This is a genomic window from Pseudomonas sp. BN102 (genome assembly GCF_029871245.1).
Lineage (GTDB): Bacteria > Pseudomonadota > Gammaproteobacteria > Pseudomonadales > Pseudomonadaceae > Metapseudomonas.
This window is the reverse complement of sequence record NZ_SSON01000017.1, coordinates 164,497-181,361: the sequence shown is the minus strand read 5'-3', so window position 1 is coordinate 181,361 and position 16,865 is coordinate 164,497. Positions and strand designations below refer to the sequence as shown.

Below are 16,865 nucleotides of genomic sequence, written 5' to 3'. Positions count from 1 at the left end.
ACCCCTGTTACCGCCGTGAAAGGGCGGTGTCCTAGGCCACTAGACGAAGGGGACGAAACCTTCAGCCTGTTCGCGACCCACTCCGGAAAGAGTGGTGGAGCTAGACGGGATCGAACCGTCGACCTCTTGCATGCCATGCAAGCGCTCTCCCAGCTGAGCTATAGCCCCGTCGCGAGGACGGGGCGCATATTAGGGGCGCCCCTTCCCGCTGTCAACACTATTTTTTCTTCCAGCTGAACTTTTTTATCTGGAAGAACAAACACTTACCCGCCCCTGGCCGATGCCAGGCCCTCCCCGCACCGGCCAACGGGCCATCAGGCGATGGCCGCGAGCAGCTTTTCCCACTCCTTGGTTTCCTTCTTGGACACACCACCGAGCAACTCGATGGCTTGGCGCAGGCGGAAGCGGCTGAGGTCAGCCCCGAGAATTTCCATGGCATCCAGCACCGATACCGAACTGGCCTGGCCGGTGATGGCCGGGAACATCAGCGGCATCACATCGCGCAACTTCAGCTCCAGGCTTTCGGCCACGGCCTGAATGCACGCGGTGATCCTGTCCTTATCCCACTGACGCAGGGACTCCAGCTTCCACAGCATCAACTGCATGACCTGGCGCACCTGGTCCGGGCTCAGCTTCTTGTGCTCGAACAGCTTGGCGTCCAGCGGCACGCCACCGGAGAAGAAGAAGCCGGCCAACGGAGCGATCTGGCTGAAGGTCTCCACCCTGCCCTGCACGTGCGGCGCGATGCGCATCAGGTAGTCTGGGTTGAGCGCCCACTTCTGCACCTCGGCGGCGAAACGCTCCACTTGCAGTTCGCGGATCCACTGGCCGTTCAGCCAGGAGAGCTTCTCCAGGTCGAAGATCGGCCCGCCCAGGGAAATCCGCGACAGGTCGAAGTGCTCGACCATCTCGGCCAGAGAGAACTTCTCGCGCTCGTCCGGCATGGACCAGCCCATGCGTCCCAGGTAGTTGAGCATCGCCTCGGGGAGGAAGCCCATACGCTCGTAGAAGGTGATGGAAGTGGGGTTCTTGCGCTTGGACAGCTTGCTCTTGTCCGGATTACGCAGCAGCGGCATGTAGCAGAGTTTGGGCTGCTCCCAGCCGAAGTATTCGTAGAGCTTGATCAGCTTGGGCGCCGAGGGCAGCCACTCTTCGCCACGCAACACGTGGGTGATCCCCATCAGGTGGTCATCCACCACGTTGGCGAGGAAGTAGGTGGGCAGACCGTCGGTCTTCATCAGCACCTGCATGTCCATGCGGTCCCACGGGATCTCGACATCGCCCCGGAGCATGTCCGGCACCACGCAAACGCCCTCGCTCGGCACCTTCATGCGCACCACGTGGGGCTCGCCGGCGGCGATACGCTGGTTCGCCTCGTCCTTGGACAGGTGCATGCAGTGACCGTCGTAGCGCGGGGTTTCCTTGCGCTCGGTCTGCTCGGCGCGCAGTTTGTCCAGGCGCTCGGCAGTGCAGAAGCAGGGGAACGCGTGGCCTTTTTCCACCAGCTCCTGGGAGTACTGCTTGTAGATCTCGCCACGTTCGCTCTGCCGGTAGGGGCCGTGCGGGCCGCCGACGTCCGGGCCTTCGTCCCACTCGATGCCGAGCCAGCGCAGGGCGTCGTAGATCTGTTGCTCGGACTCGCGAGTCGAGCGCAGCTGATCGGTGTCTTCGATCCGCAGGATGAACTGACCGCCGTGCTGGCGCGCGAAACACAGGTTGAACAGGGCGATGTAGGCGGTGCCCACGTGCGGGTCGCCAGTGGGCGACGGCGCGATACGGGTACGGACGGTGGTCATGGGTTCTCTCGAAACTCCGGGTCGATCAAAGGCGCGATCTTATCAGGCTGGCCGCTGCGGGCTCCAGCAAGTGTCCTTCCTGCACCGGCAGGCTGCGCATCAGGAAGTCGAGGAATGCCTTGACCTTCATCGCCTGGAAACGCCGGGACGGGTAGACCGCATAGATTTCGCCGCTCGGCAGCCGCGCTTCGGGCAGCACCTCGATCAGCTCACCGCGCTGCACGGCCGGCTCGGTGAACATCACCGGCAACGCGGCGATGCCGGCGCCGGCCACCACCGCCTCGCGGGCGAAGGTGATGTTGTTGCAGTAAAGCACCCGCTGGCAGGGCACGCTTTCACCCTGCAGCATCCAGTAGCGCTGGGAGTCCTGGGGCAGCAGCACGGCACGGTGGCCGGCCAACGCCTCGACCGTGCGCGGCGTGCCATGGGACGCCAGGTAGGCCGGGCTGGCGCAGAGCCGGCGGTCGCTTTCGAAGAGTTTGCGAGCGATCAGGGTGGAGTCCTGCGGCTGGCCGATCATGATGGCGATGTCCACGCCCTCCTCCAGCGGATCGACGTTGCGCGAGGTGATCTCCACCTCGGCGGTAATCTGCGGGTACTGGCGCATGAAGCTGCCCAGCACCTTGCCGAGAAACAGTTGGCCGAACTCGATGGGCGCGGTGACCCGCAACAGGCCGGACGGCTCCTGCTGCAGCTGCATCACTGCCTGCTCGGCCTCGGCGAAGTCCAGCATGATCTGCCGGCAACGCTCGTAGTAGGCCAGCCCGACTTCAGTCAGGCGCAGCTTGCGGGTCGTGCGATTGAGAAGGCGAACGCCGAGGCGCTCCTCCAGCAGGGCAATGCGCCGGCTTACGGTGGACTTCTGCATGCCCAGGCTCTGGGCTGCCTGGGTGAAGCTGTGGCACTCGACCACGCGAGTGAAGATCAGCGCATCATCCAGCCCCATTATTGTTCCCTATAAGCAACAAAGTTTCTGAATTGTACCGGCTATTTGCGAGCACGGAACACTGCTAGATTCGCAACATTCTGAAAAAACTCCGAGCTCCGTCTTGCCATGCCTGCCAAATTGCAACGCCGCCTGTTCATCTTCATCACCCTGGTGGTGCTGGTCGTCGCCGGCTTCTTCGCCCACTGGCTGCTGATCGGCCGCTTCGTCGAGAGCACCGACAACGCCTACGTGCAGGGCGAGATCACCCGCGTATCCAGCCAACTCGGCGCCCGCATCGAGGAAGTATTGGTCAGCGACAACCAGCAGGTGAAAAAGGGCGACCTGCTGATCCGCCTGGAAGCCGACGATTTCAGGCTCGCACTGCAACGTGCCCAGGCCCTGCTCGCCACCCGCGAGGCGGAGCTGGCCCAGGCGAAGAGCAAGCTGACCCAGCAATCCAGCCTGATCGCCGGCAGCCAGGCGGATGTGGCGGCCAGCCAGGCCACCCTCGGCCGTACCCAGATCGACCTGTCCCGCGCCCAGACCCTGCGCAAGCCGGGGTTCGTCTCGGAAGAACGGGTCACCACCCTGTCCGCCGATTCCCGCGTCGCCCGCTCCCAGGTGGCCAAGGCCGAGGCCGACCTCAAGGCCCAGCGCCAGCAGGTGGACGCGCTGAACGCCGAGATCAAGCGCCTGCAGGCGCAGATCGCCAACGCGCGCGCCGAAGTGGCCCAGGCCGAGCTGAACCTCGGCCGCACCGAAATCCGCTCGCCCATGGATGGCCGCGTCGGCCAGCGGGCCGCGCGCAACGGCCAGTACGTGCAGGTGGGCGCCCACCTGATGTCGCTGGTTCCGGACGCGGACATCTGGATCCAGGCCAACTTCAAGGAAACCCAGATCGAACACATGCAGCCCGGGCAGAAGGCCGAGCTAGTCTTCGACAGCTTCCCCGATACCCCGATCGATGGCCGTATAGACAGCCTGTTCGCCGCCTCCGGCGCGCAATTCAGCCTGCTGCCCCCGGATAACGCCACCGGCAACTTCACCAAGGTGGTGCAGCGCATTCCCGTGAAGCTGACCTTCGCCGCCGACAACCCGCTCAAGGGCCGCATCCGCCCGGGCATGTCGGTGCTGGTCAAGGTAAGCCTCAAGGAACAGCGCAGTGGCGGCTGATGCATTGATCCGCCCCAGCGGCGAGCCCAGCCGCCGCGACTGGATCGCGGTGATGAGCGCCATGCTCGGCGCCTTCATGGCGGTGCTGGACATCCAAATCACCAATTCCTCGCTCAAGGATATCCAGGGTGCGCTGTCCGCGACCCTGGAGGAAGGCTCCTGGATTTCCACCTCCTACCTGGTAGCGGAGATCATCATGATCCCCCTCACCGCCTGGCTGGTGCAGTTGCTCTCCGCTCGGCGCCTGGCCGTCTGGGTGTCGATAGGCTTCCTGATCTCATCCTTGCTCTGCTCCCTGGCCTGGAGCCTGGAGAGCATGATCGTTTTCCGTGCCCTGCAGGGCTTCACCGGCGGCGCGCTGATCCCGCTGGCGTTCACCCTGACCCTGATCAAGCTGCCGGAACACCACCGCGCCAAGGGCATGGCCCTGTTCGCCATCACCGCCACCTTCGCGCCCTCCATCGGCCCGACCCTGGGCGGCTGGCTGACCGAGAACTTCGGCTGGGAATACATCTTCTATATCAATGTGCCGCCCGGTCTGTTGATGATCGCCGGCCTGCTCTACGGCCTGGAGAAGAAGGCGCCGCACTGGGAATTGCTGAAACGCACCGACTACTCCGGGATCGTCACCCTGGGACTAGGCCTCGGCTGCCTGCAGGTGTTCCTCGAAGAAGGTCACCGCAAGGACTGGCTGGAGTCGCAGCTGATCGTCGGCCTGGGCAGCGTGGCGCTGGTCAGCCTGGTGCTCTTCGTCATACTCCAGGTGTCGCGCCCCAACCCGCTGATCAACCTGGGCATCCTGAAGAACCGCAACTTCGGCCTGTCCAGTATTTCCAGTGTCGGCCTCGGCATGGGCCTCTACGGCTCTATCTATGTGCTGCCGCTCTACCTGGCGCAGGTCCAGGGCTACAACGCGCTGCAGATAGGCGAAGTGATCATGTGGATGGGCGTTCCGCAGCTCTTCCTGATCCCGCTGGTGCCCAAGCTGATGAAGGTGATCTCGCCCAAGTTCCTCTGCGCCGCAGGATTTGGCCTGTTCGGCTATGCCAGCTTCGCTTCCGGGGTGCTCAATCCGGACTTCGCCGGGCCGCAGTTCAACCAGATCCAGATCATCCGCGCCCTCGGCCAGCCCCTGGTGATGGTGACCGTCTCCCTGATTGCCACCGCCTATATCCTGCCCCAGGACGCCGGTTCAGCCTCCAGCCTGTTCAACATCCTGCGCAACCTGGGCGGCGCCATCGGCATCGCCCTGCTCGCCACCCTGCTGGATGCCCGCGCCAAGGTCTATTTCGACTACCTGCGCGAATCCCTGGTGCCAAGCAACCCGCAGGTAGCCGAACGCCTGGCGCTGCTGACGGAAAAGCTCGGCAGCGAGCAAGCAGCCCTCGGCAAACTCAGCGAAATCGCACACCAGCAGGCCAGCATCATGGCCTACAATGACGCCTTTCATTTCATCGGCATCGCCCTTGGCATCAGCATGCTCGCCGTGCTGCTCACCCGCGCGCTGCCCGCCGGCACCACCGGCGGCGCAGGCGCCGCCGCCCACTAATCCCGCGCCGGGCAACCGGCGTGCTGCGCTTCAGGCTGTACATGTCCTCCCAAGCTGCAACCCGTCGCACCGTTCTGCTGATCGGTGCCTTCGCCATGATCTACATCGGCTGGGGCACCACCTACCTGGCCAACCACTTCCTCCTCCGCGAACTGCCGCCTTTCGTCATCGCCACCTTGCGCTTTCTCTTCGCCGGCATCCTGGCCCTGGCCTGGGTCCTAGCCAGCGGCAAGGCACAAGTGCAGCGCAGCGACCTGGGCAGCGCGCTGATCGGCGGACTGCTGCTGATCGCCGTCGGCCAGGGCGCGCTGATCTACGCCAACCAGTTCCTGCCGACCGGCATGCTGGCGATGCTCTACACCACCCTGCCCCTCTGGAGCGTGGCCATGGAATGGCTGCTGGACCGCCGCCCGCCGCTCTGGGTGCTCTGCGGCCTCGCCCTGGCCAGCGGCGGCATCGTAATGCTGATGGGCAATGCTCTCGGTGATGAGGCAGGACACGAGCAATGGTTCGCCGGCGGCCTGGTGGTCATGGCCACCCTGCTCTGGGCCGTCGGCGCCTGGCTGCTGCGCCAGCGCCCACCTTTCCGCTCCAGCTGGATGGGCCTCAGCCTGCAGATGCTCACCGGCACTCTGGTGCTGGCGGTGTTCGGTCTCTGGCGCGGCGATTGGCAAGGCGTGGAACTGGGCAGCCTGAGCCTGAATGCCTGGCTGTGGATGGCTTACCTGGTGATCCCGGTCAGCCTCGGCGTTTACCCGGCCTACTTCTGGCTGCTGCGGGAAGTGCGGCCGAGCCTGGTGTCGACCTTCGCCTTCGTCAACCCGGTGGTGGCGCTGCTGCTGGGCTTCCTGATTCTTGGCGAGCGGCTGGATGCCACGTCTCTCATGGCCTGCCTGGCGACATTGGCAGGGGTGGTGCTGATCATCTTCGGCCGGCGCTGAAGGCATGTGAATTGGGCGCCCATTGGCGCCCATTCCTGTTCAGAGCTTAAGCAGCCGTTCCCGCAGCTTCTGGATCTCGTCGCGCAGTTGCGCCGCGGCCTCGAACTCCAGATCGCGCGCCAGCTGGAACATTTTCTCCTCCATCTGGCGGATGCGCTTGGTGATCTCGCTGGGCGAACGCAGCTCGCTCTCGTAACGGGCACTCTCTTCCGCCGCCTTGGCCATGGCCTTGCGCTTGTTGCTGCGCGAGCCGGGCACGGTGGCACCTTCGAGGATGTCCTGGATGTCCTTCTTGACCCCTTTGGGCACTATCCCATGAGCCTCGTTGAAGGCCACTTGTTTGGCCCTGCGTCGCTCGGTTTCACCGAGGGCACGCTGCATCGAGCCGGTGACGTTGTCCGCGTAGAGGATCGCCCTGCCGTTTAGGTTGCGGGCGGCGCGGCCAATGGTCTGGATCAGCGAGCGTTCGGAGCGCAGGAAACCTTCCTTGTCGGCATCGAGAATCGCCACCAGCGACACCTCCGGCATGTCCAACCCTTCGCGCAGCAGGTTGATACCCACCAGCACGTCGAAGGCGCCGACGCGCAGGTCACGGATGATTTCCACTCGCTCCACGGTATCGATGTCCGAGTGCAGGTAACGCACCTTGACGTCGTGGTCGGCCAGGTAGTCGGTGAGGTCCTCGGCCATGCGCTTGGTGAGGGTGGTGACCAGCACCCGCTCCTCGATTGCCACGCGCTTACGGATCTCCGACAGCAGGTCATCCACCTGGGTGGTGGCCGGACGCACTTCAACCTCCGGGTCAACCAGGCCGGTGGGCCGCACCACCTGCTCGATCACCCGGCCGGCGTGCTCGCCCTCGTAAGGTCCGGGCGTGGCCGAGACGAAGATGGTCTGCGGGCTGATGGCCTCCCACTCGTCGAAACGCAGCGGGCGGTTATCCAGCGCCGAGGGTAGGCGGAAGCCGTACTCCACCAGGGTTTCCTTGCGCGAGCGGTCACCCTTGAACATGGCGCCGACCTGGGGAACCGTGACATGGGACTCGTCGATCACCAGCAAGGAATTGGCCGGCAGATAGTCATAGAGCGTCGGCGGTGCCTCGCCAGGGGCACGGCCGGACAGATAGCGGGAATAGTTCTCGATGCCGTTGCAGTAGCCGAGCTCGAGGATCATCTCCAGGTCGAAACGGGTGCGCTGCTCCAGGCGCTGGGCTTCCACCAGTTTGTTGGCGGTGCGCAACTGCTCCAGGCGCTCCTTCAATTCCTCCTTGATCTGGTCCACCGCCTCCAGCAGCACTTCGCGAGGCGTCACGTAGTGGCTCTTGGGGTAGAAGGTGAAGCGTGGCAGCTTGCGGATGACCTCGCCGGTGAGCGGGTCGAAGGCCGCCAGATTTTCCACCTCGTCGTCGAACAGCTCGACGCGGATGGCCTCGAGGTCGGATTCCGCCGGGAAGATGTCGATGACGTCCCCGCGCACGCGGAAAGTGGCACGGGCAAAGTCCATGTCATTGCGGGTGTACTGCAGTTCCGCCAGGCGGCGCAGCAGTGTGCGCTGGTCGAGTCGGTCACCGCGGTCGATGTGCAGGACCATTTTCAGGTAGGACGCCGGGTCGCCCAGGCCGTAGATGGAGGAGACGGTGGCGACGATGATGGCATCGGGCCGCTCCAGCAGAGCCTTGGTCGCCGACAGGCGCATCTGCTCGATATGGTCGTTGATCGAGGCGTCCTTCTCGATATAGGTATCGGAGGACGGGACGTAGGCTTCCGGCTGGTAATAGTCGTAGTAGGAAACGAAGTACTCGACCGAATTGTTCGGAAAGAAGGAGCGAAATTCGCCATAAAGCTGCGCAGCCAAAGTCTTGTTCGGCGCCAGAACCAGCGTAGGACGCTGCACCTGGGAGATGACGTTGGCGATGCTGAAGGTCTTCCCCGACCCAGTCACACCCAGTAGCGTCTGGTGCGAAAGGCCGGCCTCCAGCCCTTCTACCATCTGGCGAATAGCCTCCGGTTGGTCGCCGGCGGGCTCGAAGCGGGTGACAAGCTGAAACTCCGACATGCTGACCTCGACTCTTGGATGTGACACCTGCGCAGAACGGGCGTCATACCTGGTGGAAAGCGTGCGCGCGATGTCGCCGCAGGCTGCCTGGGTCGCTATAATACCGACCCGATTGCGCAACCCCTAGCGCACATCGCGCCGGGTTGCACCCTTCCTCACCTTCCTCCTCCGAGCTGCCGCATCATGAGTCTGTTTTCTGCCGTCGAAATGGCTCCGCGCGACCCCATCCTGGGTCTCAACGAAGCGTTCAACGCCGATACCCGTGCCGACAAAGTCAACCTGGGCGTGGGCGTTTACTACAACGAGCAAGGCCGTATCCCGCTCCTGCGCGCTGTAGCAGAAGCGGAAAAAGCCCGCATCGAAGCCCACGCCCCACGCGGCTACCTGCCGATCGAAGGCATCGCTGCCTACGATCAGGCCGTGCAGAAGCTGCTGTTCGGTGCGGACTCCGAACTTATCGCCCAGGGCCGCGTCGTCACCACCCAGGCTGTGGGCGGTACCGGCGCACTCAAGACCGGCGCGGACTTCCTCAAGCGCTTGCTGCCGAACGCCGTGGTCGCTATCAGCGATCCCAGCTGGGAAAACCATCGCGCGCTGTTCGAAGCCGCCGGTTTCCCGGTGCAGAACTACCGCTATTACGATGCAGCCACCAATGGCGTGAATCGTGCCGGCCTGCTGGAAGACATCAAGGCCCTGCCCGCTCGCTCCATCGTGGTCCTGCACGCCTGCTGCCACAACCCCACAGGCGTCGACCTGACCCTGGAAGACTGGAAAGCCGTCCTGGAAGTCCTGCGCGAGCGTGAGCACGTCCCCTTCCTCGACATCGCCTACCAGGGCTTTGGCGCAGGCATCGACCAGGATGCGGAAGCCGTGCGCCTGTTCGCCCAGTCCGGCCTGCCCTTCTTCGTGTCCAGCTCCTTCTCCAAGTCCTTCTCCCTCTACGGCGAGCGCGTTGGCGCCCTGTCCGTAGTGACCAGCTCGAAGGAAGAAGCCGGCCGCGTACTGTCCCAGGTCAAGCGCGTGATCCGCACCAACTACTCCAACCCGCCGACCCACGGCGCTACCGTAGTCGCTTCGGTGCTGAATAGCCCCGAGCTGCGTGCCCTGTGGGAAGAAGAACTCGGTGAAATGCGCACTCGCATCCACAGCATGCGTCTGGCCATGGTCGAGCAACTGGCGAGCCTCGGCGCCAAGCGTGACTTCAGCTTCGTAGCGCGCCAGCGCGGCATGTTCTCCTACTCCGGCCTCACCGCCGAGCAGGTCGAACGACTGAAGAACGAGTACGGCATCTACGCCGTCAGCACCGGCCGCATCTGCGTTGCCGCGCTGAACAACAGCAACCTGGAAAGCATCACCCGCGCCATCACCCAGGTGCTCTGAGGCCGATAAGGAGAAGCTCAAGCGAGATGCTTGACTTCTCCTTTCTAATCAGTAAGATACGCGCATCCGATCCGCGATAGCTCAGTCGGTAGAGCAAATGACTGTTAATCATTGGGTCCCTGGTTCGAGTCCAGGTCGCGGAGCCAAACAAAAGCCCCCAGCAGATGCTGGGGGCTTTTTCTTTATGCGCTGGACTCTCACCAGGGACTTAGCCCCAGGTAATTCAGACCTAGCGGCCCCTTCCCGCAGGGGCCGCACCGAAGGGAAAAGGTTGCCCGAGCGGAGTTCCTGCACGGCATCCAGATCACCAACGATACAACGGGCAACAAAAAGCCGGCCCTAGCTGGCCGGCTTTCTGACTCCCCGAAATATCACTCCACGCTCAATTTCTCTCGGTTCTTCTCAAGCGTCTTGGCGCCAATTCCCTTGACCTCCAGAAGATCATCCACCGAGGAGAAAGGTCCATTCTCTTCGCGATACTGCATTATCGCCTTGGCTTTCGTCTCACCGATACCGACGAGCTCACTCTGGAACGCTGCCGCATCGGCCGAGTTGATATTGAGCTTTCCCGTCTGCCGCGCCGCACTTGTGGCAGCGGCAGCAGCCTCCGTTTTGGCGGCAACTGCAGTCTGTGTGAAACCGAAGAAAAGCGAACAGAGCACCAGAAACAGCGAGGCGATTCGAATACGCAACATCGCGAAGACTCCTTGTCATCAGTAAGGGGAAGGGCGGTACATCCAAATCCGCCCTGCACAAACTAGTGCCTGGAGTTGGAAGGCTCAATTCGCCGTTGCTGATGGATCCAGTCAACAATTTCTTCTTCCGGGGTGTAACCGTTGACGGTTTCACGTAGGAGTTGACGCACGCGGACGTAGTCGTCTTTCTCGACTGCGGAAAAGAGCTCAGAAAGTACGCGCTTGAAGACGTCCCAGGGCAAATGCTCTTCGTTGGCCCGCATGATCATCGGATGCTCGGTCGGGCTGACATTGTCGCCAATGAGCAGCTCTTCATAGAGCTTCTCACCCGGCCGCAGTCCAGAGAATTCGATAGCGATATCACCATTGGGGTTCTTCTCCGACCGAACAGTCAGACCGGACAGATGGACCATCTTCTCGGCGAGCTCCGCGATCCGGACCGGCTGCCCCATGTCCAGCACGAATACATCCCCACCCTGCCCCATTGATCCGGCCTGGATCACCAACTGGGCTGCCTCGGGAATGGTCATGAAATAGCGCGTGATATTCGGATGGGTGACCGTCACCGGACCGCCACGTTTGATCTGCTCGCGGAACAACGGGATCACCGAGCCGGAGGACCCCAGGACATTGCCGAAGCGGACCATGGTGAAACGGGTCTTGTTGACCCGGTGAACGGAAGCGTCTTCCCCAACCAGGACGGGTGCCGACTCCCGGCTCAGAGCCTGCAGGACCATTTCCGAGAGGCGTTTGGTTCCTCCCATTACATTGGTCGGTCGAACGGCCTTGTCCGTCGAGATCAGCACGAAATTATCGACACCCGCCTTGATCGCCGCCTGTGCGGTGTAGAGCGTCCCCATCACATTGTTGAGAACGCCTTCGGCAATATTGTGCTCGACGATAGGAACGTGCTTGTACGCTGCCGCGTGATAAACGGTGTCCACGCACCAGGTCCGCATCACGTCGTGCAGACGCGTCAGATTGCGCACCGACCCGAGAATGGGAACGAGGTGGATGTTATGCGACTCTCGAGAGATCCGACGCTCGAGCTCAATCTGTATGTTGTACAGGTTGAACTCGCTGTGCTCGAAGAGGATCAGGGTCCGCGGACCGCAAATCAGGATCTGGCGACACAGCTCCGAACCGATGGATCCACCGGCGCCGGTCACCATGACCACCTGATCACGGATGCAGCGCTCGAAAAGTTCCTTGCGGGGAGGCACCGCGTCACGACCCAGCAGGTCGGCGATATCGACCTCCTGGATGTCATCCACCTTCACCCTGCCGCTGGCCAGGTCCATGAAACCGGGGATGCTGCGAACATGCAGCGGATAACGCTCAAGGTTCGCCAGTATGCTGCGCCGGCGCTCACGGGAGGCTGACGGTATCGCCAGGAGGACTTCCTGAGCGCCAGTCTGCTCGATCATCTGCTGGATATGCTTCGGCTTGAACACCTCTAGGCCCGCGATGGTCCGGGTCGCGATGCTGCTGTCGTCGTCGATGAACGCCACCGGACGCATGACTCGCCCCATCCGCAGTGCCGCAACCAGTTGGTTACCCGCAGCGCCCGCGCCATAGACGGCAACACGGGGCAGTCCGTCCTGGACGTTGACGAACGGCATCTGCCGCGCGGCGGAAAACCAGTCACCCAGGAAGTACTGGCGCATGACCAGGCGGAGCCCACCCACCATGACCAGGCTCAGCCACCAGTAGTTGAAGACCAGCGAACGCGGAATCACCTCGGGCGCGCCACGGTACCAGTAGATCGCCAGCGCCAGAAGTAATGCCGAGAGCGTCACAGCCTTGGCGATGGTGATCAGAGCGTCGTTGCCGAAGTAGCGCATTACCGCCCTGTACATGCCGAAGCGGATGAACAGAGGAATCGAAACCACCGGGGCGAGGGCGAACAACCACGCGTGCCCACCCAGCGGATGCACGAGTTCATCGGTGCCCAGACGCACGACAAAAGCGAACCACAGTGCCCCCCAGACGAGCAGCACATCTACCGTAACCTGCAACAGGCGCTTGTATCGACGAGGAAGCCGCAACAGCCATTCGCGCAACATAATTGAGGGTTCCTTTTCCCGTCTTGACCCAATCAGGCCGCAAATTCAATCAGAATCGGCACTCGATCCGTTTCAATCCTAGCAAGCAATCCACCAGTAAGAAGCGTCCGCGGGCATCGGAACTGCCCTGGCGGACGCTGCTCACCAGGCTTACGCCTTGGTCTCTTGCTTGCCGGCGTTAAAGTGGATCGCCAGCCCGACAAGTGGCAAGTACGAAACGGCAAGCGCCAGAGCGCCGTCGATCGTTCCCATCGCCACGCCACAGGCCCAGGGTAGCAACCAGAACAGATTGATCGCACCTACGACCAAGGTCACCGGCAAATGCCGCCCGCAGGACCTGGAAGCATACTGGTAGGCGTGGCTGCGGTGCGCCTCGTAGACCTTGTCCCCACGGAGCAGGCGGCGCATCAGGGTCCAGGTGGCATCGACGATAAAGACCCCCAGCAGGATCAACCAGGCCCAGAGCAGTTTCGGGTCGAACCAGGCGGCCTGCAGCGACAGCGCGCCCAGGGTGATGCCGAGGAAACCGCTGCCGGCATCGCCCATGAAGATCCGGGCAGGCGGGAAGTTCCAGAACAGGAAGCCGCAGACGGCGGCCGCCAGGAACAGCGGAACGACCATGGCATGCGGCTGGCCAAGCAGGTAGTAGAGCAAGGCACCGCCCAGGCAGACGCAGATCGCCTCGACGCTGGCGATCCCATCGATCCCGTCCATGAAGTTGTAGAGATTCAGCAGCCAGACCAGGTAGAGGCCGCCCAGCACGTAGCCGAGCACGCCAAGGTCCAGGCTGAGTCCGAACACGCTGAGCACGGGTAGGCCATCGACCAGCCAGAGCACCCATCCTGCGCCGATGAAATGGGCGAGCAGCCGCCAACGTGCCGCGATATGCCCATGGTCATCGAGGAATCCGACCAGGGCGACCCAGGCACCGGCGCCGAACAACGCCAAGGCTGCCGCCGAGTCCAAGACCCCGGCAAGGCATAGCGTCGGCACCGCGATGAGGAAACTGAGCACTATCGCCACGCCCCCGCCCCTGGGGGTGGGCACCGAATGGGAACTGCGCGCGTTCGGGATGTCCATCAATTGCCTGGCCAGTGCGTAGCGGCGCAATCCGCCAGTAAGAACAAGAGAGCCGAGAACCAGAGCCGGCAGAAACCACCAGATAATCATTTCGATTCGATATCCATGAAATGCTTGGCGACCTTTCGCAGCGCCTCATCAACGCCAACGGGTGGGGTCCACCCCAGCAGCGAGCGGGTCTTGCCGATATCCACCTGCAGGGATCCGCACAACCTGTTGGAGAAGGCCCGCTTACCGAGCAGTGCCGCCGCAGACTCCAGCAGCCACATCGGCACCGGCAGCAGTCGCGCCGGCTTACCCAGGGCCCGGGCCATGCGCCGCAGTAGTTCGCTGGTCGACAGGTCCTCGCCATCACTTACGAGAAACGTCTGGTTGGCCGCTGCGGGATGAGCGACACAGGTCTCGATGAGGTCGACCAGATTGTCCAGTGCCACCAGGCTGCGCCGGTTGTCGATCGAACCGAGCGGCAGCGGGACGCCTTTGTTCAGCCAACGCATCATGTTCAGGAAGTTGGCCTTGACCCCCGGACCATATACCAGCGGTGGCCGAATGATGACCACCTCCATGCCCGTCTCGACCGCCAGTGCCTTAAGCTGCTGCTCGGCCTCCTGCTTCGAGATGCCATAGGGATCGGCCGGAGCGGGCTCATCGTCCGCCTGGTAGGGCCTGCCGGGAGCCGTGCCCTCGCCATTCACCTTGATCGAGCTGACAAAGACGAAACGCCGGGCTCCTGCCCGCGCGGCTTCACGCGCCAGTTGAAGCGTACCCTCGACGTTGACTTTGCGAAACTCGCTCAACGGGTCCGCGGCGGCTTCGTTCATCACATGGACACGCGCCGCCGAATGGATCACGACATCGACTCCCTCGACGGCCTCACGCCAGTCGGTGCTGCCGTCGATGCCAGCTATCCGCACCGTCGAGACCGCAGCCGCCGACGAGATCGGACGACGGGCGGCCACGACCACCTGGCGCCCAGCCTGGGCAACCAGCTTCTCCAATACCGCCCGACCGACGAAGCCCGTCGCTCCAGTCAACAAAACTCGCATCACCATCCCTCTACTGCGGAGCCTTTGACCAGACTGTGCGGTTGATGTAGTCGGTGTAGCTCAAGACGACCCTCACGACCTGCTTGGACACCGGGCCCGCCTGGTAGTCCCTGACCACCGGAATGACCCGGGCATTGCGGTCATGTTGGCTCGTCACCACTCGCACGGCATCCAGGACCCGCCCGGACTTGAGGCCACTCATGATCAGGGTGCCTTCATCCATGCCTTCCGGGCGCTCATGGGCATTGCGGATGGTGATGGCCGGCAGATTCAGCAGCGACGCTTCCTCGGTGATGGTGCCGCTGTCGGAGAGCACGCAGAACGCCGACATCTGCAGCTTGATGTAGTCCAGCAGGCCGAACGGCTTCACGAATCGAATGAGCGGATGGTCGAGCGATTCGCCAAGGGCCTCCAGGCGCTTGCGGGTACGCGGGTGCGTGGACACGATGATCGGGTACTGGTAGGTGTCGGCCAGTTCCCGCAGGGTCTCGAGCAGGTCACGCAGGTTTTCCGGCGTGTCGACGTTCTCTTCGCGGTGGGTGCTGACAATGAAGAACCGGCCTTCCTCGAGCCCCTCTCTCGACAACACGTCCGACGCCTGGATGCGGGGCAGGTAGTAGTCGAGCACTTCCTCCATGTGCGAGCCGGTCTTGATGATCGTCTCGGGGCGGATCCCCTCGGCGATCAGGTAGCGCCGGGCATGCTCGGTCAGGACCATGTTGATATCGCTCAGGTGGTCGAGGACCTTGCGGTTGAGCTCCTCGGGCACCCGCTGGTCGAAACAGCGGTTACCCGCCTCCATATGGAATACCGGGATCTTGCGGCGCTTGGCGGCGATGACCGCCAGGCAGGTGTTGGTATCGCCGTAGAGCAACAGCGCATCGGGTTTTTCCAGGTCCAGGACTTCGTCGGCCTTGGAGATCACCTCGGCGATCGTCTTCGCCGCGGTTTCGCCCGCCGCCCCGAGGAAGTGGTCCGGCTTGCGGATCTCCAGGTCATCGAAGAAGACCTGGTTGAGCTCGTAGTCGTAGTTCTGGCCGGAATGCACCAGGACATGCTGCACCTGCTTGTCCAATTCCGCGATCACACGGCTCATCTTGATCAGTTCGGGCCGGGTACCGACCAGGGTCATCACCTTAAGCATCGAGTTCCTCCTGGATGTAGTCCAGCTTCAGCAGCACCTCCTTGATACCGGGCACATCGAGGCGCTCGGTGTTGTGCGAGGTGTAGTCATCCAGTTCGGATATATGGGTTTCCCCCTCGACGAAGTACTTCTTGTAGTTGAGGTCGCGGTTGTCGGCCGGAATCCGGTAGTAACGCCCCATGTCCTCGGCCTTTGCCATCTCCTCACGGGAAATGAGCGATTCGTAAAGCTTCTCGCCATGCCGGGTGCCGATCACCTTCACCGGGTTTTCGCGGGCAAAAAGCTCCTTGAGGGCCTGGGCCAGGTCGGCCACGGTCGAGGCGGGCGCCTTCTGCACGAAGATATCGCCCTGCAGGGCATGCTCGAAAGCGTGCAGCACCAGGTCCACCGAATCTTCCAGTGACATCAGGAAACGTGTCATGTTCGGATCGGTCACGGTGAGGGGCTCACCCGACTTAAGCTGGTCGATGAACAGAGGGATTACCGAGCCGCGCGACGCCATTACGTTGCCATAGCGCGTGGCGCAGATGACCGGGCCACTCTCGGGAATGATCCGCGATTTGGCGACCATCAGCTTCTCCGCCATCGCCTTGGAGATGCCCATGGCATTGATCGGGTAGACCGCCTTGTCGGTGCTGAGGACCACGACGCGCTTCACGCCATTGGCGACTGCCGCGTTCAGCACGTTTTCGGTGCCGATCACGTTGGTCTTGACCGCCTCCATCGGATAGAACTCGCAAGAGGGAACCTGCTTCAGGGCCGCGGCGTGGAAAATGTAATCCACACCGACCATCGCATTCGCCAGGCTATCGTAGTCGCGAACATCACCGATGAAGAACTTGACCTTGTCGTTCGCCAGGGCGATGCGCATGTCTTCCTGTTTCTTCTCGTCACGGCTGAACACCCGGATTTCCTTCACGTTGGTATCCAGGAAACGCTTCAACACTGTATTGCCGAAAGAACCGGTACCACCGGTAATCATCAGGATCTTGTCGTCAAACATAATCAACCA

The 16,865-nt window shown here is 62.6% G+C and carries 13 protein-coding genes and 2 tRNA genes; 5 read left to right on the top strand and 10 right to left on the bottom strand.

The genetic code is table 11. The annotated features are described in order from the left end of the window. Positions 1–92: 92 nt before the first annotated feature. The 3 genes from E8F12_RS02030 to E8F12_RS02020 form a co-directional block, all read right to left on the bottom strand. Positions 93–168, bottom strand: a tRNA-Ala gene (locus tag E8F12_RS02030). A gap of 146 nt (positions 169–314) precedes the next feature. Next, the gene (gene gltX, locus E8F12_RS02025) at positions 315–1,796 is read right to left on the bottom strand and encodes a glutamate--tRNA ligase (protein WP_280323620.1); all 1,482 of its coding nucleotides are present in this window, start codon (positions 1,794–1,796) and stop codon (positions 315–317) included. Between the two features lie 25 nt (positions 1,797–1,821). Then, a complete protein-coding gene (locus E8F12_RS02020) occupies positions 1,822–2,742 on the bottom strand; it encodes a LysR family transcriptional regulator (protein WP_280323619.1) in 921 nt (306 codons plus the stop codon). Positions 2,743–2,850: 108 nt separating this feature from the next. Here E8F12_RS02020 and E8F12_RS02015 point away from each other — a divergent pair, with 108 nt between their 5' ends. Genes E8F12_RS02015 through E8F12_RS02005 form a run of 3 tightly spaced genes read left to right on the top strand, consistent with a single transcriptional unit; the run spans position 2,851 to position 6,387 of the window. Next, positions 2,851–3,897 carry an HlyD family secretion protein gene (locus E8F12_RS02015; RefSeq protein ID WP_280323618.1) on the top strand — a complete coding sequence of 349 codons (1,047 nt, stop codon included), beginning with the start codon at positions 2,851–2,853 and terminating at the stop codon, positions 3,895–3,897. Between the two features lie 49 nt (positions 3,898–3,946). Next, positions 3,947–5,446: an MDR family MFS transporter gene (locus E8F12_RS02010; RefSeq protein WP_280323625.1), complete on the top strand. Its 1,500-nt coding sequence runs from the start codon at positions 3,947–3,949 to the stop codon at positions 5,444–5,446. 41 nt (positions 5,447–5,487) lie between these two features. Continuing rightward, positions 5,488–6,387: an EamA family transporter gene (locus E8F12_RS02005; RefSeq protein WP_280323617.1), complete on the top strand. Its 900-nt coding sequence runs from the start codon at positions 5,488–5,490 to the stop codon at positions 6,385–6,387. Between the two features lie 39 nt (positions 6,388–6,426). Here the strand turns inward: E8F12_RS02005 and uvrB are convergent, their stop codons facing one another. After that, the gene (gene uvrB, locus E8F12_RS02000; protein WP_280323616.1) at positions 6,427–8,442 is read right to left on the bottom strand and encodes an excinuclease ABC subunit UvrB; all 2,016 of its coding nucleotides are present in this window, start codon (positions 8,440–8,442) and stop codon (positions 6,427–6,429) included. A gap of 183 nt (positions 8,443–8,625) precedes the next feature. Here uvrB and E8F12_RS01995 point away from each other — a divergent pair, with 183 nt between their 5' ends. Continuing rightward, positions 8,626–9,822, top strand: coding sequence for an amino acid aminotransferase (locus tag E8F12_RS01995; RefSeq protein WP_280323615.1), 1,197 nt, complete (start codon positions 8,626–8,628; stop codon positions 9,820–9,822). Between the two features lie 70 nt (positions 9,823–9,892). After that, a tRNA-Asn gene (locus E8F12_RS01990) sits at positions 9,893–9,968 on the top strand. Positions 9,969–10,193: 225 nt separating this feature from the next. On the opposite strand, the gene E8F12_RS01985 is transcribed toward E8F12_RS01990, so the two are convergent. The 6 genes from E8F12_RS01985 to E8F12_RS01960 all read right to left on the bottom strand — a co-directional run bounded on the left by E8F12_RS01985 (position 10,194) and on the right by E8F12_RS01960 (position 16,856). Further along, positions 10,194–10,517 carry a ComEA family DNA-binding protein gene (locus E8F12_RS01985; protein WP_280323614.1) on the bottom strand — a complete coding sequence of 108 codons (324 nt, stop codon included), beginning with the start codon at positions 10,515–10,517 and terminating at the stop codon, positions 10,194–10,196. A 62-nt stretch (positions 10,518–10,579) separates the two neighbouring features. Further along, positions 10,580–12,583 carry a nucleoside-diphosphate sugar epimerase/dehydratase gene (locus tag E8F12_RS01980; RefSeq protein WP_280323613.1) on the bottom strand — a complete coding sequence of 668 codons (2,004 nt, stop codon included), beginning with the start codon at positions 12,581–12,583 and terminating at the stop codon, positions 10,580–10,582. Between the two features lie 150 nt (positions 12,584–12,733). Further along, on the bottom strand, positions 12,734–13,753 hold the full coding sequence (locus E8F12_RS01975; RefSeq protein ID WP_280323612.1) for a glycosyltransferase family 4 protein: 1,020 nt from the start codon (positions 13,751–13,753) through the stop codon (positions 12,734–12,736). Then, positions 13,750–14,715: an SDR family oxidoreductase gene (locus tag E8F12_RS01970; RefSeq protein WP_280323611.1), complete on the bottom strand. Its 966-nt coding sequence runs from the start codon at positions 14,713–14,715 to the stop codon at positions 13,750–13,752. The genes E8F12_RS01975 and E8F12_RS01970 overlap by 4 nt, the downstream gene beginning before the upstream one ends. Before the next feature lie 4 nt (positions 14,716–14,719). Then, complete coding sequence (wecB, locus tag E8F12_RS01965; RefSeq protein ID WP_280323610.1) at positions 14,720–15,853, bottom strand: UDP-N-acetylglucosamine 2-epimerase (non-hydrolyzing); 1,134 nt, start codon at positions 15,851–15,853, stop codon at positions 14,720–14,722. Next, on the bottom strand, positions 15,846–16,856 hold the full coding sequence (locus E8F12_RS01960; protein ID WP_280323609.1) for a polysaccharide biosynthesis protein: 1,011 nt from the start codon (positions 16,854–16,856) through the stop codon (positions 15,846–15,848). Before E8F12_RS01960 ends, wecB begins: the two co-directional genes overlap by 8 nt. Between the last annotated feature and the right edge of the window lie 9 nt (positions 16,857–16,865).

Bases quoted from the DNA above. Each gene is read 5' to 3' on its own strand.
- E8F12_RS01980 (WP_280323613.1), bottom strand. From the start codon at position 12,583: ATGTTGCGCGAATGGCTGTTGCGGCTTCCTCGTCGATACAAGCGCCTG.
- E8F12_RS02015 (WP_280323618.1), top strand. From the start codon at position 2,851: ATGCCTGCCAAATTGCAACGCCGCCTGTTCATCTTCATCACCCTGGTG.
- E8F12_RS01970 (WP_280323611.1), bottom strand. From the start codon at position 14,715: ATGGTGATGCGAGTTTTGTTGACTGGAGCGACGGGCTTCGTCGGTCGG.
- gltX (WP_280323620.1), bottom strand. From the start codon at position 1,796: ATGACCACCGTCCGTACCCGTATCGCGCCGTCGCCCACTGGCGACCCG.
- E8F12_RS02005 (WP_280323617.1), top strand. From the start codon at position 5,488: ATGTCCTCCCAAGCTGCAACCCGTCGCACCGTTCTGCTGATCGGTGCC.
- E8F12_RS02020 (WP_280323619.1), bottom strand. From the start codon at position 2,742: ATGGGGCTGGATGATGCGCTGATCTTCACTCGCGTGGTCGAGTGCCAC.
- wecB (WP_280323610.1), bottom strand. From the start codon at position 15,853: ATGCTTAAGGTGATGACCCTGGTCGGTACCCGGCCCGAACTGATCAAG.
- E8F12_RS01995 (WP_280323615.1), top strand. From the start codon at position 8,626: ATGAGTCTGTTTTCTGCCGTCGAAATGGCTCCGCGCGACCCCATCCTG.
- uvrB (WP_280323616.1), bottom strand. From the start codon at position 8,442: ATGTCGGAGTTTCAGCTTGTCACCCGCTTCGAGCCCGCCGGCGACCAA.
- E8F12_RS01960 (WP_280323609.1), bottom strand. From the start codon at position 16,856: ATGTTTGACGACAAGATCCTGATGATTACCGGTGGTACCGGTTCTTTC.
- E8F12_RS01975 (WP_280323612.1), bottom strand. From the start codon at position 13,753: ATGATTATCTGGTGGTTTCTGCCGGCTCTGGTTCTCGGCTCTCTTGTT.
- E8F12_RS01985 (WP_280323614.1), bottom strand. From the start codon at position 10,517: ATGTTGCGTATTCGAATCGCCTCGCTGTTTCTGGTGCTCTGTTCGCTT.